22 protein-coding genes are annotated in these 16,744 nt (G+C 65.4%); 18 read left to right on the plus strand and 4 right to left on the minus strand.

What is annotated here, in order from left to right:
• Window positions 1–19 precede the first annotated feature (19 nt).
• From MRBLMC3_RS19690 to queE, 17 genes are all read left to right on the plus strand, one after another.
• On the plus strand, window positions 20–682 hold the full coding sequence (locus MRBLMC3_RS19690; protein WP_363831585.1) for a flagellar basal body-associated FliL family protein: 663 nt from the start codon (window positions 20–22) through the stop codon (window positions 680–682).
• Window positions 683–733: 51 nt separating this feature from the next.
• Window positions 734–1,618 (plus strand): flagellar motor switch protein FliM, encoded by an 885-nt coding sequence (locus MRBLMC3_RS19695; protein ID WP_363831588.1) that lies wholly within the window; start codon window positions 734–736, stop codon window positions 1,616–1,618.
• Window positions 1,615–1,953 carry a flagellar motor switch protein FliN gene (gene fliN / locus MRBLMC3_RS19700; protein ID WP_133653815.1) on the plus strand — a complete coding sequence of 113 codons (339 nt, stop codon included), beginning with the start codon at window positions 1,615–1,617 and terminating at the stop codon, window positions 1,951–1,953. The genes MRBLMC3_RS19695 and fliN overlap by 4 nt, the downstream gene beginning before the upstream one ends.
• Before the next feature lie 85 nt (window positions 1,954–2,038).
• Window positions 2,039–2,305, plus strand: coding sequence for a FliO/MopB family protein (locus tag MRBLMC3_RS19705; protein WP_133653814.1), 267 nt, complete (start codon window positions 2,039–2,041; stop codon window positions 2,303–2,305).
• 55 nt (window positions 2,306–2,360) lie between these two features.
• The gene (fliP, locus tag MRBLMC3_RS19710; protein WP_363831698.1) at window positions 2,361–3,140 is read left to right on the plus strand and encodes a flagellar type III secretion system pore protein FliP; all 780 of its coding nucleotides are present in this window, start codon (window positions 2,361–2,363) and stop codon (window positions 3,138–3,140) included.
• A 10-nt stretch (window positions 3,141–3,150) separates the two neighbouring features.
• On the plus strand, window positions 3,151–3,423 hold the full coding sequence (gene fliQ, locus MRBLMC3_RS19715) for a flagellar biosynthesis protein FliQ (RefSeq protein WP_025548552.1): 273 nt from the start codon (window positions 3,151–3,153) through the stop codon (window positions 3,421–3,423).
• Window positions 3,420–4,202 carry a flagellar biosynthetic protein FliR gene (gene fliR / locus MRBLMC3_RS19720; protein WP_363831591.1) on the plus strand — a complete coding sequence of 261 codons (783 nt, stop codon included), beginning with the start codon at window positions 3,420–3,422 and terminating at the stop codon, window positions 4,200–4,202. Before fliQ ends, fliR begins: the two co-directional genes overlap by 4 nt.
• Before the next feature lie 2 nt (window positions 4,203–4,204).
• A complete protein-coding gene (gene flhB / locus MRBLMC3_RS19725) occupies window positions 4,205–5,344 on the plus strand; it encodes a flagellar type III secretion system protein FlhB (RefSeq protein WP_363831593.1) in 1,140 nt (379 codons plus the stop codon).
• Window positions 5,345–5,439: 95 nt separating this feature from the next.
• Window positions 5,440–5,895 carry a hypothetical protein gene (locus tag MRBLMC3_RS19730; RefSeq protein ID WP_363831596.1) on the plus strand — a complete coding sequence of 152 codons (456 nt, stop codon included), beginning with the start codon at window positions 5,440–5,442 and terminating at the stop codon, window positions 5,893–5,895.
• A gap of 95 nt (window positions 5,896–5,990) precedes the next feature.
• Window positions 5,991–7,436 (plus strand): flagellar filament capping protein FliD, encoded by a 1,446-nt coding sequence (fliD, locus tag MRBLMC3_RS19735; RefSeq protein ID WP_363831599.1) that lies wholly within the window; start codon window positions 5,991–5,993, stop codon window positions 7,434–7,436.
• Window positions 7,437–7,506: 70 nt separating this feature from the next.
• On the plus strand, window positions 7,507–7,905 hold the full coding sequence (gene fliS / locus MRBLMC3_RS19740; protein WP_133653809.1) for a flagellar export chaperone FliS: 399 nt from the start codon (window positions 7,507–7,509) through the stop codon (window positions 7,903–7,905).
• Window positions 7,906–8,039: 134 nt separating this feature from the next.
• A complete protein-coding gene (locus MRBLMC3_RS19745) occupies window positions 8,040–9,230 on the plus strand; it encodes an aspartate aminotransferase family protein (RefSeq protein ID WP_363831601.1) in 1,191 nt (396 codons plus the stop codon).
• Window positions 9,231–9,365: 135 nt separating this feature from the next.
• Window positions 9,366–10,295, plus strand: coding sequence for an ornithine carbamoyltransferase (gene argF / locus MRBLMC3_RS19750; RefSeq protein WP_363831604.1), 930 nt, complete (start codon window positions 9,366–9,368; stop codon window positions 10,293–10,295).
• Window positions 10,296–10,477: 182 nt separating this feature from the next.
• Window positions 10,478–11,410, plus strand: a complete 933-nt coding sequence (locus MRBLMC3_RS19755) for an Hsp33 family molecular chaperone HslO (protein ID WP_363831607.1) — start codon at window positions 10,478–10,480, stop codon at window positions 11,408–11,410.
• A gap of 90 nt (window positions 11,411–11,500) precedes the next feature.
• A complete protein-coding gene (locus tag MRBLMC3_RS19760; RefSeq protein ID WP_363831610.1) occupies window positions 11,501–11,902 on the plus strand; it encodes a DUF3617 domain-containing protein in 402 nt (133 codons plus the stop codon).
• Between the two features lie 62 nt (window positions 11,903–11,964).
• The gene (gene queC / locus MRBLMC3_RS19765; protein WP_363831612.1) at window positions 11,965–12,657 is read left to right on the plus strand and encodes a 7-cyano-7-deazaguanine synthase QueC; all 693 of its coding nucleotides are present in this window, start codon (window positions 11,965–11,967) and stop codon (window positions 12,655–12,657) included.
• 4 nt (window positions 12,658–12,661) lie between these two features.
• Window positions 12,662–13,309, plus strand: coding sequence for a 7-carboxy-7-deazaguanine synthase (gene queE, locus MRBLMC3_RS19770; protein WP_363831615.1), 648 nt, complete (start codon window positions 12,662–12,664; stop codon window positions 13,307–13,309).
• 93 nt (window positions 13,310–13,402) lie between these two features.
• On the opposite strand, the gene MRBLMC3_RS19775 is transcribed toward queE, so the two are convergent.
• From MRBLMC3_RS19775 to lipB, 3 genes are all read right to left on the minus strand, one after another.
• Window positions 13,403–14,122, minus strand: a complete 720-nt coding sequence (locus MRBLMC3_RS19775) for a hypothetical protein (RefSeq protein WP_363831618.1) — start codon at window positions 14,120–14,122, stop codon at window positions 13,403–13,405.
• A gap of 75 nt (window positions 14,123–14,197) precedes the next feature.
• Window positions 14,198–14,488 carry a hypothetical protein gene (locus MRBLMC3_RS19780; RefSeq protein ID WP_133653801.1) on the minus strand — a complete coding sequence of 97 codons (291 nt, stop codon included), beginning with the start codon at window positions 14,486–14,488 and terminating at the stop codon, window positions 14,198–14,200.
• A 60-nt stretch (window positions 14,489–14,548) separates the two neighbouring features.
• Window positions 14,549–15,286, minus strand: a complete 738-nt coding sequence (gene lipB, locus MRBLMC3_RS19785; protein WP_363831621.1) for a lipoyl(octanoyl) transferase LipB — start codon at window positions 15,284–15,286, stop codon at window positions 14,549–14,551.
• Window positions 15,287–15,372: 86 nt separating this feature from the next.
• Between lipB and MRBLMC3_RS19790 the strand changes: the two genes are divergently transcribed.
• A complete protein-coding gene (locus MRBLMC3_RS19790) occupies window positions 15,373–16,161 on the plus strand; it encodes a hypothetical protein (RefSeq protein ID WP_133653799.1) in 789 nt (262 codons plus the stop codon).
• On the opposite strand, the gene MRBLMC3_RS19795 is transcribed toward MRBLMC3_RS19790, so the two are convergent.
• A complete protein-coding gene (locus tag MRBLMC3_RS19795; protein WP_363831623.1) occupies window positions 16,143–16,742 on the minus strand; it encodes a GNAT family N-acetyltransferase in 600 nt (199 codons plus the stop codon). The two genes, MRBLMC3_RS19790 and MRBLMC3_RS19795, sit on opposite strands and share 19 nt — an antisense overlap.
• Between the last annotated feature and the right edge of the window lie 2 nt (window positions 16,743–16,744).

A 16,744-nucleotide genomic window follows, 5' to 3' on the forward strand; every position in this document is an offset into this window, starting at 1 on the left:
GTTACGGGGATTTTGACCGATGAGTGACGAGGCCAAGCCGAAGAAGAAAAAGGGCGGGCGGATGAAGATGATCCTGCTCATCGCCATCGCCATGGTGGTTGGCGGCGCGGGGGCGGCCGGCGGTCTTTATGCCGCCGGTTTCTTCAGCCCGAAGAAAGAAGGTCCGAAGGAGGACCCGAACAAGCCCGTGCTCGTGCTGGCGGGCGAAAGCGCCGAGGACGTGGCGAAGGCCCATGGCTATGCCGGCGGCGGCGGTGGTGAAGGCGGCGGGCATGAGGGTGGCGGTGGCGGCGGACATGCCGTGCCGGGCGCCCATATTCCCGCCAAGGGCATCGACCTGCCCAGCCCGGCCAATCCTGCTGCCTATCAGGCGACCTATTTCCAGCTTCAGACGCCCTTCACCTCCAACATGTCGGATACGGACGCCTTCGCCCAGATTTCCATCGCGGTATCGACCTATTACGACATTCGCGTCGTCGACGCGATCAAGGCCCATGAGATGGCGATTCGCAGCCAGGTTCTGATGATGCTGGCCGAGCAGCCGGTGGAGGCGCTGTCGACCCCGGAGGGCAAAAGGGCGCTCCAGGCAAAGATCAAGACCGTCATTAACGACATTCTGAAGCAAAAGACGGGCTATGGCGGCGTCGATAACGTTTATTTTACCAATTTCGTTATTCAATAGGGCTGCCTGAACGTGCGGGAAGTCCCCCGCCCGGAACGGCTGGGGACTGAAATGACCGATGTTCAAGCCTATGCCTTCGGGCAGGCGGAATCTCAGGCGCCGCTGATGCTGTCAGGGCTGGACCGGCTGGGCGAAAAGCTCGGCCGGCGTTTGCGCGCCCTCATGGAGCCGATCGCCGGGGTTCGCCCGCATGTCGCCGCGCATGATGCGCGCGCGCTGGAATTCGGCGCCTGGGCGCATGAAGTGCCCGGTTCCTCCAGCATCGGCGTCTATCGCCTGTCGCCGCTCAAGGGGCAGGTGCTGCTGCGGCTTGATGCGGCGATGATCTCGACGCTGGTCGACTGTTTCTATGGCGGGATCGGCAATCGGGCATTGCCGCCGCGCGGGGAGTTCACGCCGACCGAAGATCGCCTGATCACGCGCATTTCCGATGCGTTCATGGCCCGGTTGGTCGAATGCTGGAGCGACATGCTGACAATAGAGGCGGGCCTGATCGTCCGGGAAACCGGCATCGGCTTTGCCGCCGCCGCCCAGCCGGGCGAGCAGATGGTGCTGCAGCGCTTCCTCATCAGCGTCAGCCGCGACGCCGAATGGCCGATCGACCTGCTGTTCCCGCTGTCCGCGCTGCGCGCCGTTGAACCGTTGATGGGCAACCGCGTCCCGGTCGATGATGAACGCGCCGACCCGGTGTGGCAGGCCCGCATCGTCCAGCGCATGCGCGACATCCGCCTGCCCGCGCGCACGGTGCTTGCGCGCCCTGATCTGTCCCTGGCCGATTTGATGCAGCTCAAGGCCGGCGACATCATTCCCGTCACCATCAACCGCAGCCTGCCGCTGATCGTCGGCGACCGCATCGTCGCCCATGGCTCGATCGGCGAACAGGATGGCCGCGCCGCATTCCAGATCGAAAAGCTTGCACAGGAAACCGGACAATGAGCGATATGAGTGAAGCCCCCCGCCTGGACAATGTGGGCGAGGACAGCATTTCCCGCATGGTGAACAACCGCCAGTTCCGGTTGCTGGCCGATATTCCCGTCCGCATGTCGGTGGAGGTCGGATCGACCTCGCTCCGGCTGGCGGAGGTCATGGACCTCAGCGAAGGCAGCGTCGTGGAACTCGACCGCCAGGCCGACGATCTGCTCGACATCATGGTCAACGGCGCGCTGATCGCCAAGGGGGAGGTGGTGACGGTGAACGGCCGCTACGGCATCCGCGTCGTCGAAATCGCGGCCGCCGAAAGCCGGCTGGCGGGCGTCGAACGGCGCGGCTGAAACGCGGGCGGCTGATTTACCGCTTGCCTTGCGCGCCAATCTTTCGGAACGGATGGCGAATTAACCATCTTCGCGGAAAGCCCTCATGATCTGGTATTTCGTCAAGCTGCTGATCTTATTGCCTCTGGTCGGGGGCATGGCCTTCGGCGCGCTCTGGCTGTGGCGCAAATATCAGCCCGGCATGATGGTCGGGCAGAATGATCGATCGCTCAAGCTGCTGGAAGCGTTGCCGATGGGCACGTTCGGCAAGCTCGCCGTGGTGGAGTTCGAGGGGAAGAAGATCCTGCTGTCCGTCACGCGCGGGCGGATCGAGAAGATCGCGGAAGGCGACCCCTATCGTGCCGGGCGCTGACAGCCTGTCCACCGTCATTCCCGCGACCCGAAGGGCGGCGACGGCCCATGCGGGAATGATGAAATGGGCGTTGGCCGCGCTGCTGCTTGCTGCCCTGTTCATCGCCATTCCCGCTTTCGCGCAGGCCGCGCCTGCCGCCCCGGCCCCGGTGAACAATGGCGGCGCGCTGAGCCGCGCCATGGGGCAGATCAGCGGCGACGGGCGTTCGCTCTCGCTGTCGCTGCAGATCCTGATCCTGATGAGCCTGCTGACGGTGCTGCCGTCGCTGATCCTCATGATGACCAGCTTCACCCGCATCATCATCGTCCTGTCGCTGCTGCGCCAGGCGCTGGGATTGCAGCAGACGCCGCCCAATCAGGTGCTGGTGGGCCTGTCGCTGTTCCTTTCCCTCTTCGTGATGCGGCCTGCCATCGACCAGATCAACGCCCAGGCCTTCGACCCCTATGGCAAGGGCCAGATTTCGATCGAGGAGGCCGTGGGCCGTTCGGGCAAGGTGCTGCATGGCTTCATGACCAAGCAGACGCGCGAGACCGACCTCAAGCTCTTTTCCAACCTGGCGGAGGCGCCCGCCTTCCGCTCGGCCGCCGACATTCCCTTCTCCATCCTGCTGCCCGCCTTCGTGACGTCGGAACTGAAGACCGCGTTCCAGATCGGCTTCATGATCTTCCTGCCCTTCCTGATCATCGACCTTGTGGTCGCGTCGACGCTGATGGCGCTTGGCATGATGATGTTGTCCCCGACGATCATCTCCATGCCCTTCAAGCTGCTGCTGTTCGTGCTGGTCGACGGCTGGGCGCTGACGATGGGGTCGCTGGCCGGCTCCTTCGCGACATAGGGCGAAAGGGATGGAAAACGCCGATTTCTTCATGGGGCTGGCGCAGCAGGCGCTGTGGATCACGGCGCTGGCGGCGGCGCCGATCCTGATCCCGGCCCTTATCGCGGGCGTCGTCATCGGCATGGTGCAGGCGGCGACCTCCATCAACGAACAGACGCTGGCCTTCATCCCCAAGATCATCGTCGTCGGCGCCATGCTGGTGCTGTTCGGCGGTTCCATCATGGTGCTGATCGCCGATTTCACGCGCGAGATTTTCGAGCGCATACCGGACCTGCTCCAATGATCGCGCCGGGTTTCGCCAATGTCGAAGTCCAGCTGTGGATCTGGCTCATCGCCATGATCCGCCCCGGCGCCGCGTTCATCGCCGCCCCGGTATTCGGCGCGCCCGCCGTGCCGTTGCAACTGCGCCTGATCCTGTCGCTGGCACTGGGCATGGCCGCGCTCAACAGCGTGCATATCCAGCTTCCCGCCGACGGCGTCGCCAGCTTCCAGGGTGTCATGCTGGTCGCGGGCGAGGTGCTTGCCGGCCTGGCCATCGGCTTTGCGGTGCAGATCGGCTATGCCGCCGCGCTGGTCGCGGGCGAAGCCATCGGCAACACCATGGGCCTTAATTTCGCGGCGATGGTCGATCCGTCCTCCGGCCAGGCGACCCAGGCGGTGGGCCAGTTCCTCTCCATCCTCTCGACCTTCCTGCTGCTCGCCATGGACGGGCATCTGATGCTGGTGAGCTTTGTCGTGCAAAGCTATCAGGCGCTGCCGCCGGGCGGCGCGATGCTCAGCAATGATGCGGTCTGGCACCTGATCGAATTCGGCGGCGCGTTGCTCGGCGCGGGCGTCACCATCGCCTTGCCGGTCGGGTTCGCGCTGGTGCTGGTGCAGATCGTCATGGGTATGCTGGCCCGCACCGCGCCTGCGCTCAACCTGTTCGCGGTCGGCATGCCGGTGGCGCTGATGACGGGGCTCATCCTGCTTGCCGTCACCGCGCCGATCATGGGCGAGGGGATCACCGCCGCGCTCAAGGCCGGACTGGAGCAGGCCCAGATGATCGCGGAAGGGCGCTGACCATGGCCGGGAGCAATGGCGGCGGCGAAAAGACCGAAAAACCGACAGCCAAGAAGCTGAAGGACGCGGCGAAGAATGGCGACATTCTCCAGTCCCGCGATCTCGCCACCGCTTTGGTGGTGATGGCGGGCATCGGCTGGATGGCGGTCACCGGGCCTTCGATGGTCGAATCCCTGTCCGATATGCTGATAGAGGCGCTGCGTTTCCGGCGCGAGGACATCATCAATTTCGCCCCGGCCGACCGGGGTTTCGCCTTGCTGTCCGGCATTGCCCTGCCGGTCGCGGGGATATTGCTGGCGACCTTGCTCGCGGCCGTTGCGGGGCCGGCCCTGCTCGGCTCGCTCGGTTTTCGTCCCGGCGCCTTCGCGCCCAAGGCGTCGAAGCTCAATCCCGCCGCCGGCCTCAAGCGGATGTTCGGGGTTCAGGGGCTGGTCGAACTCGTCAAGTCCGTTGCCAAGGTCGCGTTGCTGGGCGCGATCGGCGTCTGGATGATCTGGGACCGGCTGACGGAGATCGTCGGGCTGGGCAGGGCGGGGCTGGCGCCCGCCATGGCGGATCTTGGCAACATGTTCATCCTCACCTGCCTGGTCATGGCGGGCGGCCTGTTCCTGATCGCGGGCATCGACGTCCCCGCCCAGTTGATGCAGCGGTCCAGGCGGCTGTCGATGACCAAGCAGGAAATCAAGGACGAGCACAAGGAGAGCGAAGGTTCGCCCGAACTGAAGGGGCATATCCGCCGCAAGCAATATGAGGTGCTGAGCGGTTCGACCCGCAAGGCCGTGGCGGAGGCGAGCGTCATCGTCACGAACCCGACCCATTTCGCCGTTGCCCTGCGCTACAAGCCCGGACAGGACGCCGCGCCGGTCGTGGTGGCACGCGGTTGCGACGCGGTGGCCGCGGCGATCCGCGAGCTGGCGGATCAGAATGGCGTCACGGTGCTGCAATATCCCGAACTGGCGCGCGCCATCTACTTCACCTCGCGCGCGGGGCAGATCGTCAATGAGGGGCTGTACATGGCGGTCGCGACCGTGCTCGCCTTCGTCTTCCGGGTCGAGAATCGGATGGCGAGCGAGATGGATCGTCCCTTCATCACCGTGCCGGACGATCTGCGCTTCGATGCGGACGGCAAAAAATCTTCTTGATAATCATATGCTTGACGAAAATCTGGCGTCCTTAACTTAGGTTTAGGACTTAATATCCGTATAATCTTCACGGGGACGCATTAAGATGGTGCGTCATGAACGACTATATTTCGCGGACAGAATTGTCGGTAGATCGCGGCGCGACCCGCGCACCCTCCGCCATGTCCGCGATCCAGCCGGTTTCGTCCTCCGCTGCCACGCAGCAGGGCGGACAATCCCCCAGGCGGGCCATGTCCGAGGATCAGCCGGCCGCCGAGGAAAGCATCGCCAGCAGCGCCGAATATGCCAAGGTGCATGCCCGCATAGCCGACATATTGGGTGATCTGCGCAGCCAGGGTGGCACCGCGACGGTCCAGGGCGCGGCCGATGAGATACAGTCGATGTTGCCGGCGCCGCAGGTGCTGGTTCCCCTGCCTCCCGCTTCGAAGGAAGCGGTGGAGAGCACGATCCGGATCGCCAAGCGCATCGCGGAGCAGGCCGCCCATGCCCATGCGGCGCAGGCCAATGTCCGCCGGGGCGCGGTAGACCAGATCCTTTCGCCGGGCATCTGATCGCCGCGCATTGAACAGGGCGCCTGCGAGAGCGCGAAAATCATTCCTAAAGGTCTTCGCGCTACGGCCGTTCTCTCTTCTGAAAGGACGGCCCAATGACTTCGGTGAGCAGCAGCATCTTGACGGCGCTAGGCGCGGGATCGGGCATCGACACCGCGTCGCTCGTCTCCAGCCTGGTAAGCGCCACCAAGGAACCGCGCCAGCAGGCCATCACCAGCCGCCAGACGCTGAATACCGCGCGGATTTCCGCCCTGGCATCGGCCTCCAGCTCGCTCGATACCTTTGCCGACGCGATGAACAGCCTGCTGTCGGGCACCAGCTATTCGGGGACGCCCGCTTCCAACGACCCCAGCATCGCCGCGGTCAGCGCGCTGCCCGGCGGTACGCCGAGCGGCCTTCCCGCCCAGCTTGAAGTGCGCAACCTGGCGACCAGCCGGACCCTGGTGTCTGCCGTCAACGCCAACAGCGATGCGGCGAGCGGCGCTGCGGCGACCGTCGGTACCGGCACGCTGATGCTGCAAGTGGGTTCCGGTGCTGCCGTTCCCATCACCATCACCTCGGCCAACAACAGCTATGCCGGCCTGGCCGCCGCCATCAACGCGTCGGGCACCGGGGTCACCGCCTCCGTCATCACTGATTCGCAGGGAACCCGCCTGATGATGAAGGGGCCGACCGGCGCGGCCAATGAAATCTCGCTGACGGTTTCCTCCTCCACGCCCGACGCCAGTGGTGCGTCGCTGGACCAGTTCGCCTGGACCAAGACCAGCCTGCCCGCCGGCAGCACCATGGCCAGCGCCGCCGATCCGGGCGACGCCGTGATCCTGCTCGACGGCGTGGAGCAGCATTATGCCAGCAACACCATCGACAGCGCGATCCCCTATCTGCGCATCGACGTCAACAAGGCGGCGCCGGGAACCAGCGTCACGCTCGCCACGACCGAGCCGACCACGTCGATGCGCGACCTGATGGTCGAATTCGTCGATGCCTACAACACGTTGATGAAGGCGCTGAACACGGCGACATCCACCGGCACCGACTCGTCCAATGCGGGCGTGCTGAACGGGGATTCATCGATCCGCGACATGAAGCGGCAGCTGTCGCAGATGGTGTCGACCGCGCTCAGCAGCACGGGCACCTACAGGACGCTGAACGACCTGGGCGTCAGCACCAACCGCGACGGTACGCTGTCGCTCGACACCAAGGCGCTGGACCAGGCGATCGCCGCGGATCCGAAGGCGATCACGCAATTGTTGAACCCGTCGGTCAAGACAGCCACGAATATCGGCATTGCCGGGCTGATGGACAGCGTGCGCGACAACATCAAGAAGGATGGCGGGCCGCTCGCCACCACGCAGGACAAATATGAGAAGCTGGCGAAGGAACTGACGGATCAGCTCGACAAGCTCGATACCCAGATGACCAACTATCAGGACCAGCTCACCAAGGTCTATTCGGCCATGGAGACGCGTCTGTCGGCAATGAAGGCGACGCAAAGCTATCTCCAGCAGCAGGTCGCCCTCTGGACCAAGAACGACAACTGATTTCCAGGCGGTCGGATCGATCGCTGACTGAGAAATCGCGGAAGATGAATATCAAAGGGGTCGGAATATCATGTTCTACAATCATGGCGGGTTCGGCGGCACGGCAGCGGCGCGGCGCTATGCGGCGGTCCATTCGGGCAGCCGGATCGAGGGAGCGACGCCGCACGCGCTGGTCAAGGTGCTGTTCGACGAGCTGCTGCTGGCGCTGGACGCCGCCGCGCTGGCGGAACGCAATGGCGACCGGCTCAAGGTTTCCGACAAGCAGGCCCGCGCCATGTCGATCCTGTTCGCGCTGGAATCGAGCCTTGATTTCGACAGGGGCGGAGACATCGCCACCGGCCTTGCCCAGATCTACCGCGAGGCCCGGCGCCTGCTGCTGGTCGGCGCCAAGGAACATGATGCCGCGCCGGTCGAGCAGGCCCGCCTGATGGTCGGCGAGATCGCGGAGGCGTGGGACCAGATCGGCTGAAGACAAGGCATGCCGCGCGGGGTTGCGCCATCAAAGGTGCGCCTGTATAGGCAGCGCTCGCAAAGGGCGGCCCGGCGGGGGCCGCCTTTTTGCGTTTCGGACTTTGTTTGCATCAGCCCAGAAAGGGAAGGACCATGTCGATTACGCCGCTCATGCCCGTTTACCCCCGGTGCGATGTACGCCCGGTCCGAGGCGAGGGCTGCTATCTGATCGGGGAGCGCGGCGAGCGTTATCTGGATTTCGCCAGCGGCATCGCGGTCAACCTGCTGGGTCATGGCCATCCCAGGCTGGTCAAGGCGATCGCGGATCAGGCCGCGACGCTGATGCATACGTCGAACCTCTACGGCATGCCGCTGGGCGAGAAGTTCGCGCAGCGTCTGGTCGACACGACCTTTGCCGACACGGTGTTCTTCACCAATTCGGGTGCGGAAGCGGTGGAGTGCGCGATCAAGACCGCGCGCCGCTATCATTATGCCAATGGCCAGGCGCACCGGCACAAGATCATCAGCTTCGACAACGCCTTCCACGGGCGGACGCTCGGGACGATTTCCGCCACCAGCCAGCCCAAGATGCGTGACGGCTTCGAACCGCTGCTGCCCGGCTTCACCGTGGTGCCCTTCAACGATCTGGCGGCTGCGACGGCGGCCGTCGACGACGACACCGCCGGTTTCCTGGTGGAAACGGTGCAGGGCGAAGGCGGCGTGACCCCGGCGACGCAGGAATTCCTCTCCGGCTTGCGCAAGCTGTGCGACGAGCAGGGGCTGCTGCTGATCCTGGATGAAGTGCAGTGCGGCTATGCCCGCACCGGCACGTTCTTTGCCCATGAACAATATGGCGTGGTCCCCGACATCATGGCGGTGGCCAAGGGCATTGGCGCGGGCTTCCCGCTGGGCGCCTGCCTCGCGACGGAGGAAGCGGCCAAGGGCATGGTGTTCGGCACCCATGGCTCCACCTATGGCGGCAATCCGCTGGCCATGGCGGTGGGCATGGCCGTGCTGGACGAGGTGCTGGGCGAGGGTTTCCTCGACCATGTGCAGGCCATGGGCGCGCGCCTGCGTTCCGCGCTGGAGCAGCTCATTCCCAACCATGACATGTTCGAGGATGTGCGCGGCCTGGGCCTGATGCTGGGCGTCAAGCTGAAGGATGATTTCGACGCCCGCGCCTTCGTGGCGCATCTGCGCGACGATCACGGCCTGCTGACCGTTTCGGCGGGGCAGAATGTGGTGCGCATCCTGCCGCCGCTGGTGATCGAGGAAAGCCATGTCGCGGAATGCGTCGAACGGCTTTCGGCCGGTGCGCGGAGCTTTGCGGAGGCTGCGGCCTGACATTCCTGCCGTTCGTGCCGCGCAGCTAGTGGGCGACGTCGAAGACATGTATCGAAACATCCACCGTTCGATACGTGAACGCGACATGCTCGACGGGCTGCCCGGGACGAACGGCGATTTGAAGGAAGACCTTCAATGACCAGACATTTCCTGAATTTGAGTGACGCGGGCGGCGATGCGATCGCCGCGATGATCGCCGACGCCATCGATCGGAAGGCGGCGCGCGCGAGCTGGCCCAAGGGCAGGGCTGATGCGGACGCGCCGCTCGCCGGCCATACGCTGGCGATGATCTTCGAGAAGAATTCCACCCGGACCCGCGTGTCGTTCGACATGGCGATCCGCCAACTCGGCGGCACGTCGCTGATCCTCGACGGCGCGACCAGCCAGCTAGGCCGTGGGGAGACCATCGCCGACACCGCCCGCGTGCTGAGCCGCATGTGCGACGCCATCATGATTCGTACCGACGATCATGCCAAGATCGAGGAAATGGCCCATCATGCCAGCGTTCCCGTGATCAACGGCCTCACCGACCTGTCGCACCCCTGCCAGATCGTCGCTGACCTGCTGACCGTGGTGGAGCATGGCGTGGCGTTGCCCGGCAGCCAGTGGGCATGGCTGGGCGACGGCAACAATGTGCTCCATTCCATCGTCGAGGCGGCGGGCCTCATGAAGTTCGGCGTGCGTATCGCCGTGCCGGAGGGCTATGATCCCGACCCATCCTTCGAAGCCGAGGCGCAGGCCCGTGGCGCCGACATCCTGCGCACCCGCGATCCGCAGGCGGCGGTCGCGGGCGCGGACATCGTCGTCACGGACACCTGGATTTCCATGGGGCAGGCCCATGCCGAGGAGAAGCTGAGGGCGATGATGCCCTATCAGGTGACGCCCGAACTGATGGCGCTGGCCCGGCCGACGGCGAAATTCCTCCACTGCCTGCCCGCCCATCGCGGCGAGGAAGTGGTGGAAGCGGTGATCGACGGCCCGCAGTCGGTGATCTGGGACGAGGCGGAAAACCGCATCCATGCGCAGAAGTCGGTGCTGCTCTGGGCGCTGGGGCGGCTTGGATGAGCTGTTGTTTGGCCATTGGCCGCCGCTAAGCGGGCCGTGCTCCTGTCCGCGCAGGAGCAGTTGTGCTTCAAGGAGGGGGGCTGCCCGACCCAATCCAAGCCCATTTGCAAGCTCGACGATCGCCCCCTATCTAATCGCCTTTGCATGATCGGCGTGTCCTGGCGCGCTGTACGGAGCCTGACTTGACCTCTTCCGCCACACTCGACCAGGCCCTTGGCTTCACCATCCCTTCGCGCCATGCGCGCGGGCGGATCGTGCGGCTGGGGCCGGTCCTCGACGATGTCCTTGCCGCCCATGCCTATCCGCCGCAGATCGAGCGGCTGCTTGCCTCCGCGCTGGTGCTGGCGGTGCTGCTGGGTTCGACGCTCAAGGATGCGGGTGGGCAGCTCACGCTTCAGGCGCAGACCGAAAATGGCGTCGTCAGCCTGCTTGTGGCCGACTACAAGGCGGGCGAGGTGCGCGGCTATGCCAAGTTCGACGCCGACCGGCTTGCCGAACTGGGGCCTGATCCAACGCTGTTCGGGCTGTTCGGCAAGGGCTATCTGGCCATCACCTTCGACCAGGCGGTGACCGGCGAGCGCTATCAGGGGATCGTCCCCCTGGACGGCGAATCGCTGGCCGACGCGGCGGAACATTATTTCTTCCAGTCCGAACAGATCCCCAGCATCGTCCAGATCGCCACCCGCCACGATGCGGGGGAGGGGTGTCTGGCCGCGGGCCTGCTGCTCCAGCACTTGCCCGAGGGGGAGGTTGGGCGGGAACGGCTGCATGTCCGCCATGACCATCCCGAATGGGAACATGTCCAAGCGCTGGCCCATACCCTCAAGGATGCGGAGCTGACCGACGCCGCGTTGCCGCTGTCCGACATCGTCTGGCGGCTGTTCCATGAAGAGGAGGAGGTGCGCGTCACCGATCCCACGGCGCTCAGCAAGGGGTGCCGTTGCGACCTGGAGCATATCCGCAGCGTCATCGGCCGCTTTCCCGCGGCGGAGCGGGCGGACATGGCGGATGACCAGGGCATTATCGGCGTCGACTGCGCCTTTTGCTCGCGTCTCTTTCCGGTCGCGCTTTCGAGCTTCCCGGAGGCCGGCTTTCCAGACCAGCTTCCCGGATGAATGAGCGGCCCTTCCGGATCTTGCTATGAAATTGCCGCAATTGACGGGCAAGGCTGATCCAGTTCAGCAACGGTCGACAGGGGGATCGGAATGACGGCGAAGCTGCGCGCCCTTGGCGCGGCGATGGTGATGATCATGACGGTCTCCGGCGTCCAGTCGGCGGCGCCCGTGTCGCGCCTGCCAAAGGGGCTGGAGACGGGCGAATGGGAATTGCGCGAGCGGGGCGAGGACGGCCCGGCGCGCAGGCTCTGCATATCCAGCCTCAACCAGCTTCTGCAAAGCCGCCATGCGGGCCATGCCTGCAAGAGCTTCACCGTCAGCGATGCCGCCAGGCGAATGGTCGTCACCTATGAATGCGGCGCGGCGGGCAATGGGCGAACGGACCTGCGCATCGAAACCTCCCGGCTGGTGCAGATCCAGTCGCAGGGCATCGCCGACGGTGCACCCTTTGCCTTTGCGCTGGAGGGCCGCTGGCTTGGGGCCTGCCATTAGCGAAAAGCGCTCCGGACGTGACCGGCTTGCGCTGATGCGTCGGGAGGCGTAGCGCGGCGCTCATGGTTGCCCATAACGGAAAATTCGCTGTCGTCCTGCTGTCGGGCGGGCTCGACTCCATGGTGGCGGGCGGGTTGGCGCGCGAGGCGGGCTATCGCCTGTTCGCCCTTTCGATCGACTATAATCAGCGTCATCGGCTGGAATTGCAGGCGGCCGCGCGCGTGGCGTCAGCGCTGAACGCTATTTCGCATATCGTGCTGCCGCTGGACCTGACCGCCTTTGGCGGGTCCGCGCTGACCGCCGACATCGCCGTGCCGAAGGGTGGCGTCGGCGAGGGAATCCCGGTGACCTATGTGCCGGCGCGCAACACCATCTTCCTCTCGCTGACCCTGGGGCTGGCCGAGGTGGTGGGCGCGAACGACGTGTTCATCGGCGTCAATGCGCTCGACTATTCGGGCTATCCCGATTGCCGGCCGGAGTTCATCGACGCCTTCCAGAAGATGGCCGCGCTGGCCACCAAGGCGGGGGTGGAGGGGCATCCGATCCGGATCAATGCCCCGCTTCAGCATATGAGCAAGGCCGACATCGTGCGCGAAGCCGACCGGCTCGGGCTGGATGCAGGGTTGAGCTGGTCCTGCTACGATCCGACGCCGGACGGCAGCCATTGCGGCCTGTGCGACAGCTGCCGCCTGCGGTCCAAGGGTTTCGTGGAGGCTGGCCTGCCCGATCCCACCGTCTATGCGAAGAAGCCCTGAAGCCATGAGCTATGCCGTCAAGGAGATGTTCCTGACCCTTCAGGGGGAAGGCGTCCATGCCGGGCGCCGGGCCGTTTTCCTGCGTTTTGCCGGTTGCAACCTCTGGACCGGGCGGGAGCAGGACAGGGAAACCGCGATCTGCCGCTTTTGCGACACGGATTTCGTCGGGACAGACGGCGATGGCGGCGGCAAGTTCACCGATGCGGACGGCCTGGCCGACGCCGCACTGGCCTTCTGGGGCGAGGGCCGGGAGGGGCGCTACATCGTTCTTACCGGCGGGGAGCCGATGCTCCAGATCGATGACGCGCTGGTCGATGCGCTCCATGCCCGCGGCTTTGCCATCGCGATCGAGAGCAACGGCACCTTGCCTGCGCATCCGGGGCTTGACTGGGTCTGCATCAGCCCCAAGGCAGGCAGCGAAGTGGTGCAGCGCAGCGGCAATGAGCTGAAGCTGGTCTGGCCGCAGCCGGGGCAGGGGCACAGCCTGACCGATGTCGAGGATATGGAGCGATGGGCCTTCGATCATTGGCTCGTCCAGCCGCTCGACGATCCGAAGGCAGCGGAAAACGCGCAGGCGGCGGTGGACCTGGTGATGGGACGGCCGCGCTGGCGGCTCAGCCTCCAGTCGCATAAATATCTGGGATTGCGCTGACGGCTGACGGTCGTGGGGCGGGGTGGTGGCCCCGCGCTCGGCCCTCTCCCCCGAAGGGGAGAAGATCACGGGTCCGCTATCGGGCGCCCATCCTTATGGCTGGACCCCGATCTTCTGGTTCCATGCAAGCTGGCAGGCCGGCAGCATCTTGCCCTTCTTCCAGCATTTGGGGTCGAAGGACGGCAGGGTCAGCGAATAGCTGCGGCCCGGATCGCCGTAAAATTGCTCGCCTGCCAGGACCAGCGACTTCTTGATCGACCCCAGTCCGTTGCGCGCCACCTCGTTCAGCGTACCGCGCTGGGCGAAGATCGCCTGTCGTCCGACCAGCCCCGCCGCCTGGCAAAAGCCGCGCTGCGCCTGCACCGTGGAATAGCCCGAATAGATGCGCGTGCCATATTGGTCCGACGCCATCTGGCCGGCTTTGCCCTTGCCGACCGTGCGCTGGAAATAGCCCAGCAGAGTCGCCTGCGCTGAGTCCAGCTCGGCGTCATGATGGGCGATCATGGCATTATAGTTGCTGATCGACAGCAGCGTCGGTTCGAACTGGCATTGCAGCGCCGCGACGTTCAGTGCCGCGCGCAGGTTCCATACCAGGCCCGCCTTGACCTCCGCAGGCGTCGCACCCGGCAGGCCGAGGGCGGTCGTGGCTTCGGCATCGGTAAGGGGCGGGCTCGAGAAATCGGGCGGCGACCAGAAGAATTGCGCGCTCGCCGGCTGCGTCGCCAGCACTGCTCCGGTCATGGCCAACAGCAGGGCGGCCGTGCGCCCAAAGGATCGGTGCCCCATGGAACGACCCACATCACGCAATGTCATCGAAATCCCTCTTTGAAACGAGCGCTGCAAACTATCCCCCGCCCGTCTGTATCATGCCTGAACGCGTGCGCCAGCCTATTGATCCGACAGCACTTCGGTATCGGCCGCCGGCTTGGCCTCGCTTTCATTCGCCGCTGCCGCCGGAGCGGCCGCATTGTCGCTGCGGTTGGCGGGAAGCGCCATGGCCGCGCCCTCGCTCTGCACGCCGTCCAGATCCGTCATGGCGTCGGTCGTGGTGCCGTCCACCACTTCCAGATTGTTCATGGGGACGGCGGTGCTGCTTTCCTTCTTGCTGCCGCATCCGGCCAGCATCATGCATCCGGCCGAAATCAATATTGCCATTGTCGTCTTGACGTCAGGACGCATCCGGGTCTCCTAAAGCGTGCGGCATGCCCGGCAGCCCCCCACCTGGCGAAGGCCGCGACCCTAGCGGCCCGTTCCGCATTGCTCAACCCCTGCTTCGTCGGCGGCGGGACACCGGCGCAGGCGGCTGATAAAGGCTGGAAAATGCCGGGCGAGCGCCGAGTCCAGCTCTGCCATCGGAACTTGGACGCCCAGCGCGGCCATGCTGGTCACGGGATATTCGGCCAGGCCGCACGGCACGATGCCTCCGAAATGGGACAGGTCGGGGTCGACATTGATCGAAAAGCCATGAAGCGTGATCCAGCGCCGCACCCGGATGCCCAGCGCGCCGATCTTCGCCTCCCGCCCCTGGGCGTCGTCGGTCCAGATCCCGATCCGCCCCTCCGCCCGCCGCGCCGCAATGCCGAAATCGCCCAGCGCGTCGATCATCCATCCTTCCAGATGATGGACGAAATTCCGGACGTCCCTGCCTCTTTCCCGCAGGTCGATGTTGAGATAGCCGATCCGCTGGCCCGGCCCATGATAGGTATAGCGTCCGCCGCGCCCCGCATCGTGCACCGGAAAGCGCGGGTCGAGCAGTTCGGCGGGATCGGCGCTGGTCCCTGCCGTATAAAGCGGCGGATGTTCGAGCAGCCAGACCCGCTCGGCGGCCCGCCCCTCGAAGATCGCGGCTGCCCGCGCCTCCATCTCCGCGAGAGCCTGGGGGTAATCGACCGGCGCATGTTCGACGCGCCATTCCACGTTCTGGATGGCGGAAGCCTGTTCGGCCGGGGATTGCGGGGAAGGGGATTGCCGGGACATGGCGTTTCCTTGACTTGGGCAGAGCGAGCGATCAAGTCTCCTGCGCGATTTTCAGAGTATCGGACAGGGAACAGGGCTTAAGAGATATGGCGACAATGTCCATCGGCAAGGCGTGGGAGGAGGCGGTGGCCTTTGTCGCGCGCGAAAGCAGCCTGCTGTTTCCCGTCGCCCTGCTGTTCGTCGCCCTGCCGGGCCTCATCCTGCAGGAGATGACGCCGCCCGAACTCGCCAAATGGAACCTGGCGGAAAGCACCATGCCGCAGGTTCCGGGCAGCTTCTGGCTGGCGATGCTGCTGGCGGTGATCATCATCTGGTTCGGATCGCTGACCCTGTTCGCGCTTGCGCTGCGGCCCGGCATCAGCGTGGGAGAGGCACTGCGGCTGAGCTTTGCGCGCCTTCCGGTTTTGCTGGGCGTGGCACTGGTGGTTGCCGGCTTCCTCGCGGGCGCGGTGATCGCCGCCACATTGGTGGTGACGATCCTGTCGCTCATCGCCAAGCCTCTCGGCGCGGCGCTGGGGCTGCTGCTGGGCGCGGGCGTCGTGGCCGTGACCATCTTCGCGAGCGTGCGGCTGCTGTTGCTCAATCCCGTGGTGATCGACGGGACCGAAGGCGTCATGGCTTCGCTGCGCCATGGCTGGGCGCTGACCAAGGGGCATTTCTGGCGGCTGTTCGGCTTCATCGTGGCGCTGACGCTGCTGTCGGCCATCGTCGGCGGCGCGGCGCAGGCGGTGTTCGGTCTGGTCGGGACGCTGATCGGCGGTCCGACCGGCGGCCGGCTGATCGGCAGCGTGGCTGCCGCCGCCGTATCGACGGTGGTGCAGGTCTATATGCTGGTGATGCTGGCGCGGCTTTATCGTCAGGCGGTGGGCAACTGACCCAGCACCGGCACATGCGGTGCGGCGTCGAGGGACAAAAGCCCCGCCAGCCGCGGATCGGCGAAGGTCTCAACCTCACGCCGGTAGGGCACGAAACCGGCCTTGCGATAAAATCCCAGCGCCGCCGGGCTGTCGAGCGTGCAGCTGTGCACCCAGAAGCGCGTGACCTCCCTGCGCCAGGCCAGCGCCTTGGCCTGCGCCATCAGCCACCGGCCCAGCCCCTTGCCGGTGAGTTCGGGGATCAGCCCGAAAAAGGCCAGTTCGCAGTCGGGCAGTGAACGAAAGTCCAGTTCCAGCAGCCCCACCTCCACGCCCCGCGGATCAGTGACGGCATAGACCTCGACCGCGGGATCTTGGATGATCGTGCTCAGAGCCTCATCGTCCATCACCAGGCGGGAGAACCAGAGCCACGGTTCGCCCACCCGCCGGAACAACGCGCGATAGGCTGCGGGCGCGGGCGCCTTCCACGGCACCAGCCATAATGGGGCGGGCGGGATGGGGGCGGGTTTCGGCCGTTCCCGCATTTCCAGATGGGTGACGATCGTCGCGATCTGGTCGTCGGGAACCGGCGCCAGGCCCATGT

The organism is Sphingobium sp. LMC3-1-1.1, assembly GCF_040676285.1.
Classification (GTDB): Bacteria; Pseudomonadota; Alphaproteobacteria; order Sphingomonadales; family Sphingomonadaceae; genus Sphingobium.

Bases quoted from the DNA above. Each gene is read 5' to 3' on its own strand.
- MRBLMC3_RS19690 (WP_363831585.1), top strand. From the start codon at position 20: ATGAGTGACGAGGCCAAGCCGAAGAAGAAAAAGGGCGGGCGGATGAAG.
- MRBLMC3_RS19695 (WP_363831588.1), top strand. From the start codon at position 734: ATGACCGATGTTCAAGCCTATGCCTTCGGGCAGGCGGAATCTCAGGCG.
- fliN (WP_133653815.1), top strand. From the start codon at position 1,615: ATGAGCGATATGAGTGAAGCCCCCCGCCTGGACAATGTGGGCGAGGAC.
- MRBLMC3_RS19705 (WP_133653814.1), top strand. From the start codon at position 2,039: ATGATCTGGTATTTCGTCAAGCTGCTGATCTTATTGCCTCTGGTCGGG.
- fliP (WP_363831698.1), top strand. From the start codon at position 2,361: ATGATGAAATGGGCGTTGGCCGCGCTGCTGCTTGCTGCCCTGTTCATC.
- fliQ (WP_025548552.1), top strand. From the start codon at position 3,151: ATGGAAAACGCCGATTTCTTCATGGGGCTGGCGCAGCAGGCGCTGTGG.
- fliR (WP_363831591.1), top strand. From the start codon at position 3,420: ATGATCGCGCCGGGTTTCGCCAATGTCGAAGTCCAGCTGTGGATCTGG.
- flhB (WP_363831593.1), top strand. From the start codon at position 4,205: ATGGCCGGGAGCAATGGCGGCGGCGAAAAGACCGAAAAACCGACAGCC.
- MRBLMC3_RS19730 (WP_363831596.1), top strand. From the start codon at position 5,440: ATGAACGACTATATTTCGCGGACAGAATTGTCGGTAGATCGCGGCGCG.
- fliD (WP_363831599.1), top strand. From the start codon at position 5,991: ATGACTTCGGTGAGCAGCAGCATCTTGACGGCGCTAGGCGCGGGATCG.
- fliS (WP_133653809.1), top strand. From the start codon at position 7,507: ATGTTCTACAATCATGGCGGGTTCGGCGGCACGGCAGCGGCGCGGCGC.
- MRBLMC3_RS19745 (WP_363831601.1), top strand. From the start codon at position 8,040: ATGTCGATTACGCCGCTCATGCCCGTTTACCCCCGGTGCGATGTACGC.
- argF (WP_363831604.1), top strand. From the start codon at position 9,366: ATGACCAGACATTTCCTGAATTTGAGTGACGCGGGCGGCGATGCGATC.
- MRBLMC3_RS19760 (WP_363831610.1), top strand. From the start codon at position 11,501: ATGACGGCGAAGCTGCGCGCCCTTGGCGCGGCGATGGTGATGATCATG.
- queC (WP_363831612.1), top strand. From the start codon at position 11,965: ATGGTTGCCCATAACGGAAAATTCGCTGTCGTCCTGCTGTCGGGCGGG.
- queE (WP_363831615.1), top strand. From the start codon at position 12,662: ATGAGCTATGCCGTCAAGGAGATGTTCCTGACCCTTCAGGGGGAAGGC.
- MRBLMC3_RS19775 (WP_363831618.1), bottom strand. From the start codon at position 14,122: ATGACATTGCGTGATGTGGGTCGTTCCATGGGGCACCGATCCTTTGGG.
- MRBLMC3_RS19780 (WP_133653801.1), bottom strand. From the start codon at position 14,488: ATGCGTCCTGACGTCAAGACGACAATGGCAATATTGATTTCGGCCGGA.
- lipB (WP_363831621.1), bottom strand. From the start codon at position 15,286: ATGTCCCGGCAATCCCCTTCCCCGCAATCCCCGGCCGAACAGGCTTCC.
- MRBLMC3_RS19790 (WP_133653799.1), top strand. From the start codon at position 15,373: ATGGCGACAATGTCCATCGGCAAGGCGTGGGAGGAGGCGGTGGCCTTT.
- MRBLMC3_RS19795 (WP_363831623.1), bottom strand. From the start codon at position 16,742: ATGGGCCTGGCGCCGGTTCCCGACGACCAGATCGCGACGATCGTCACC.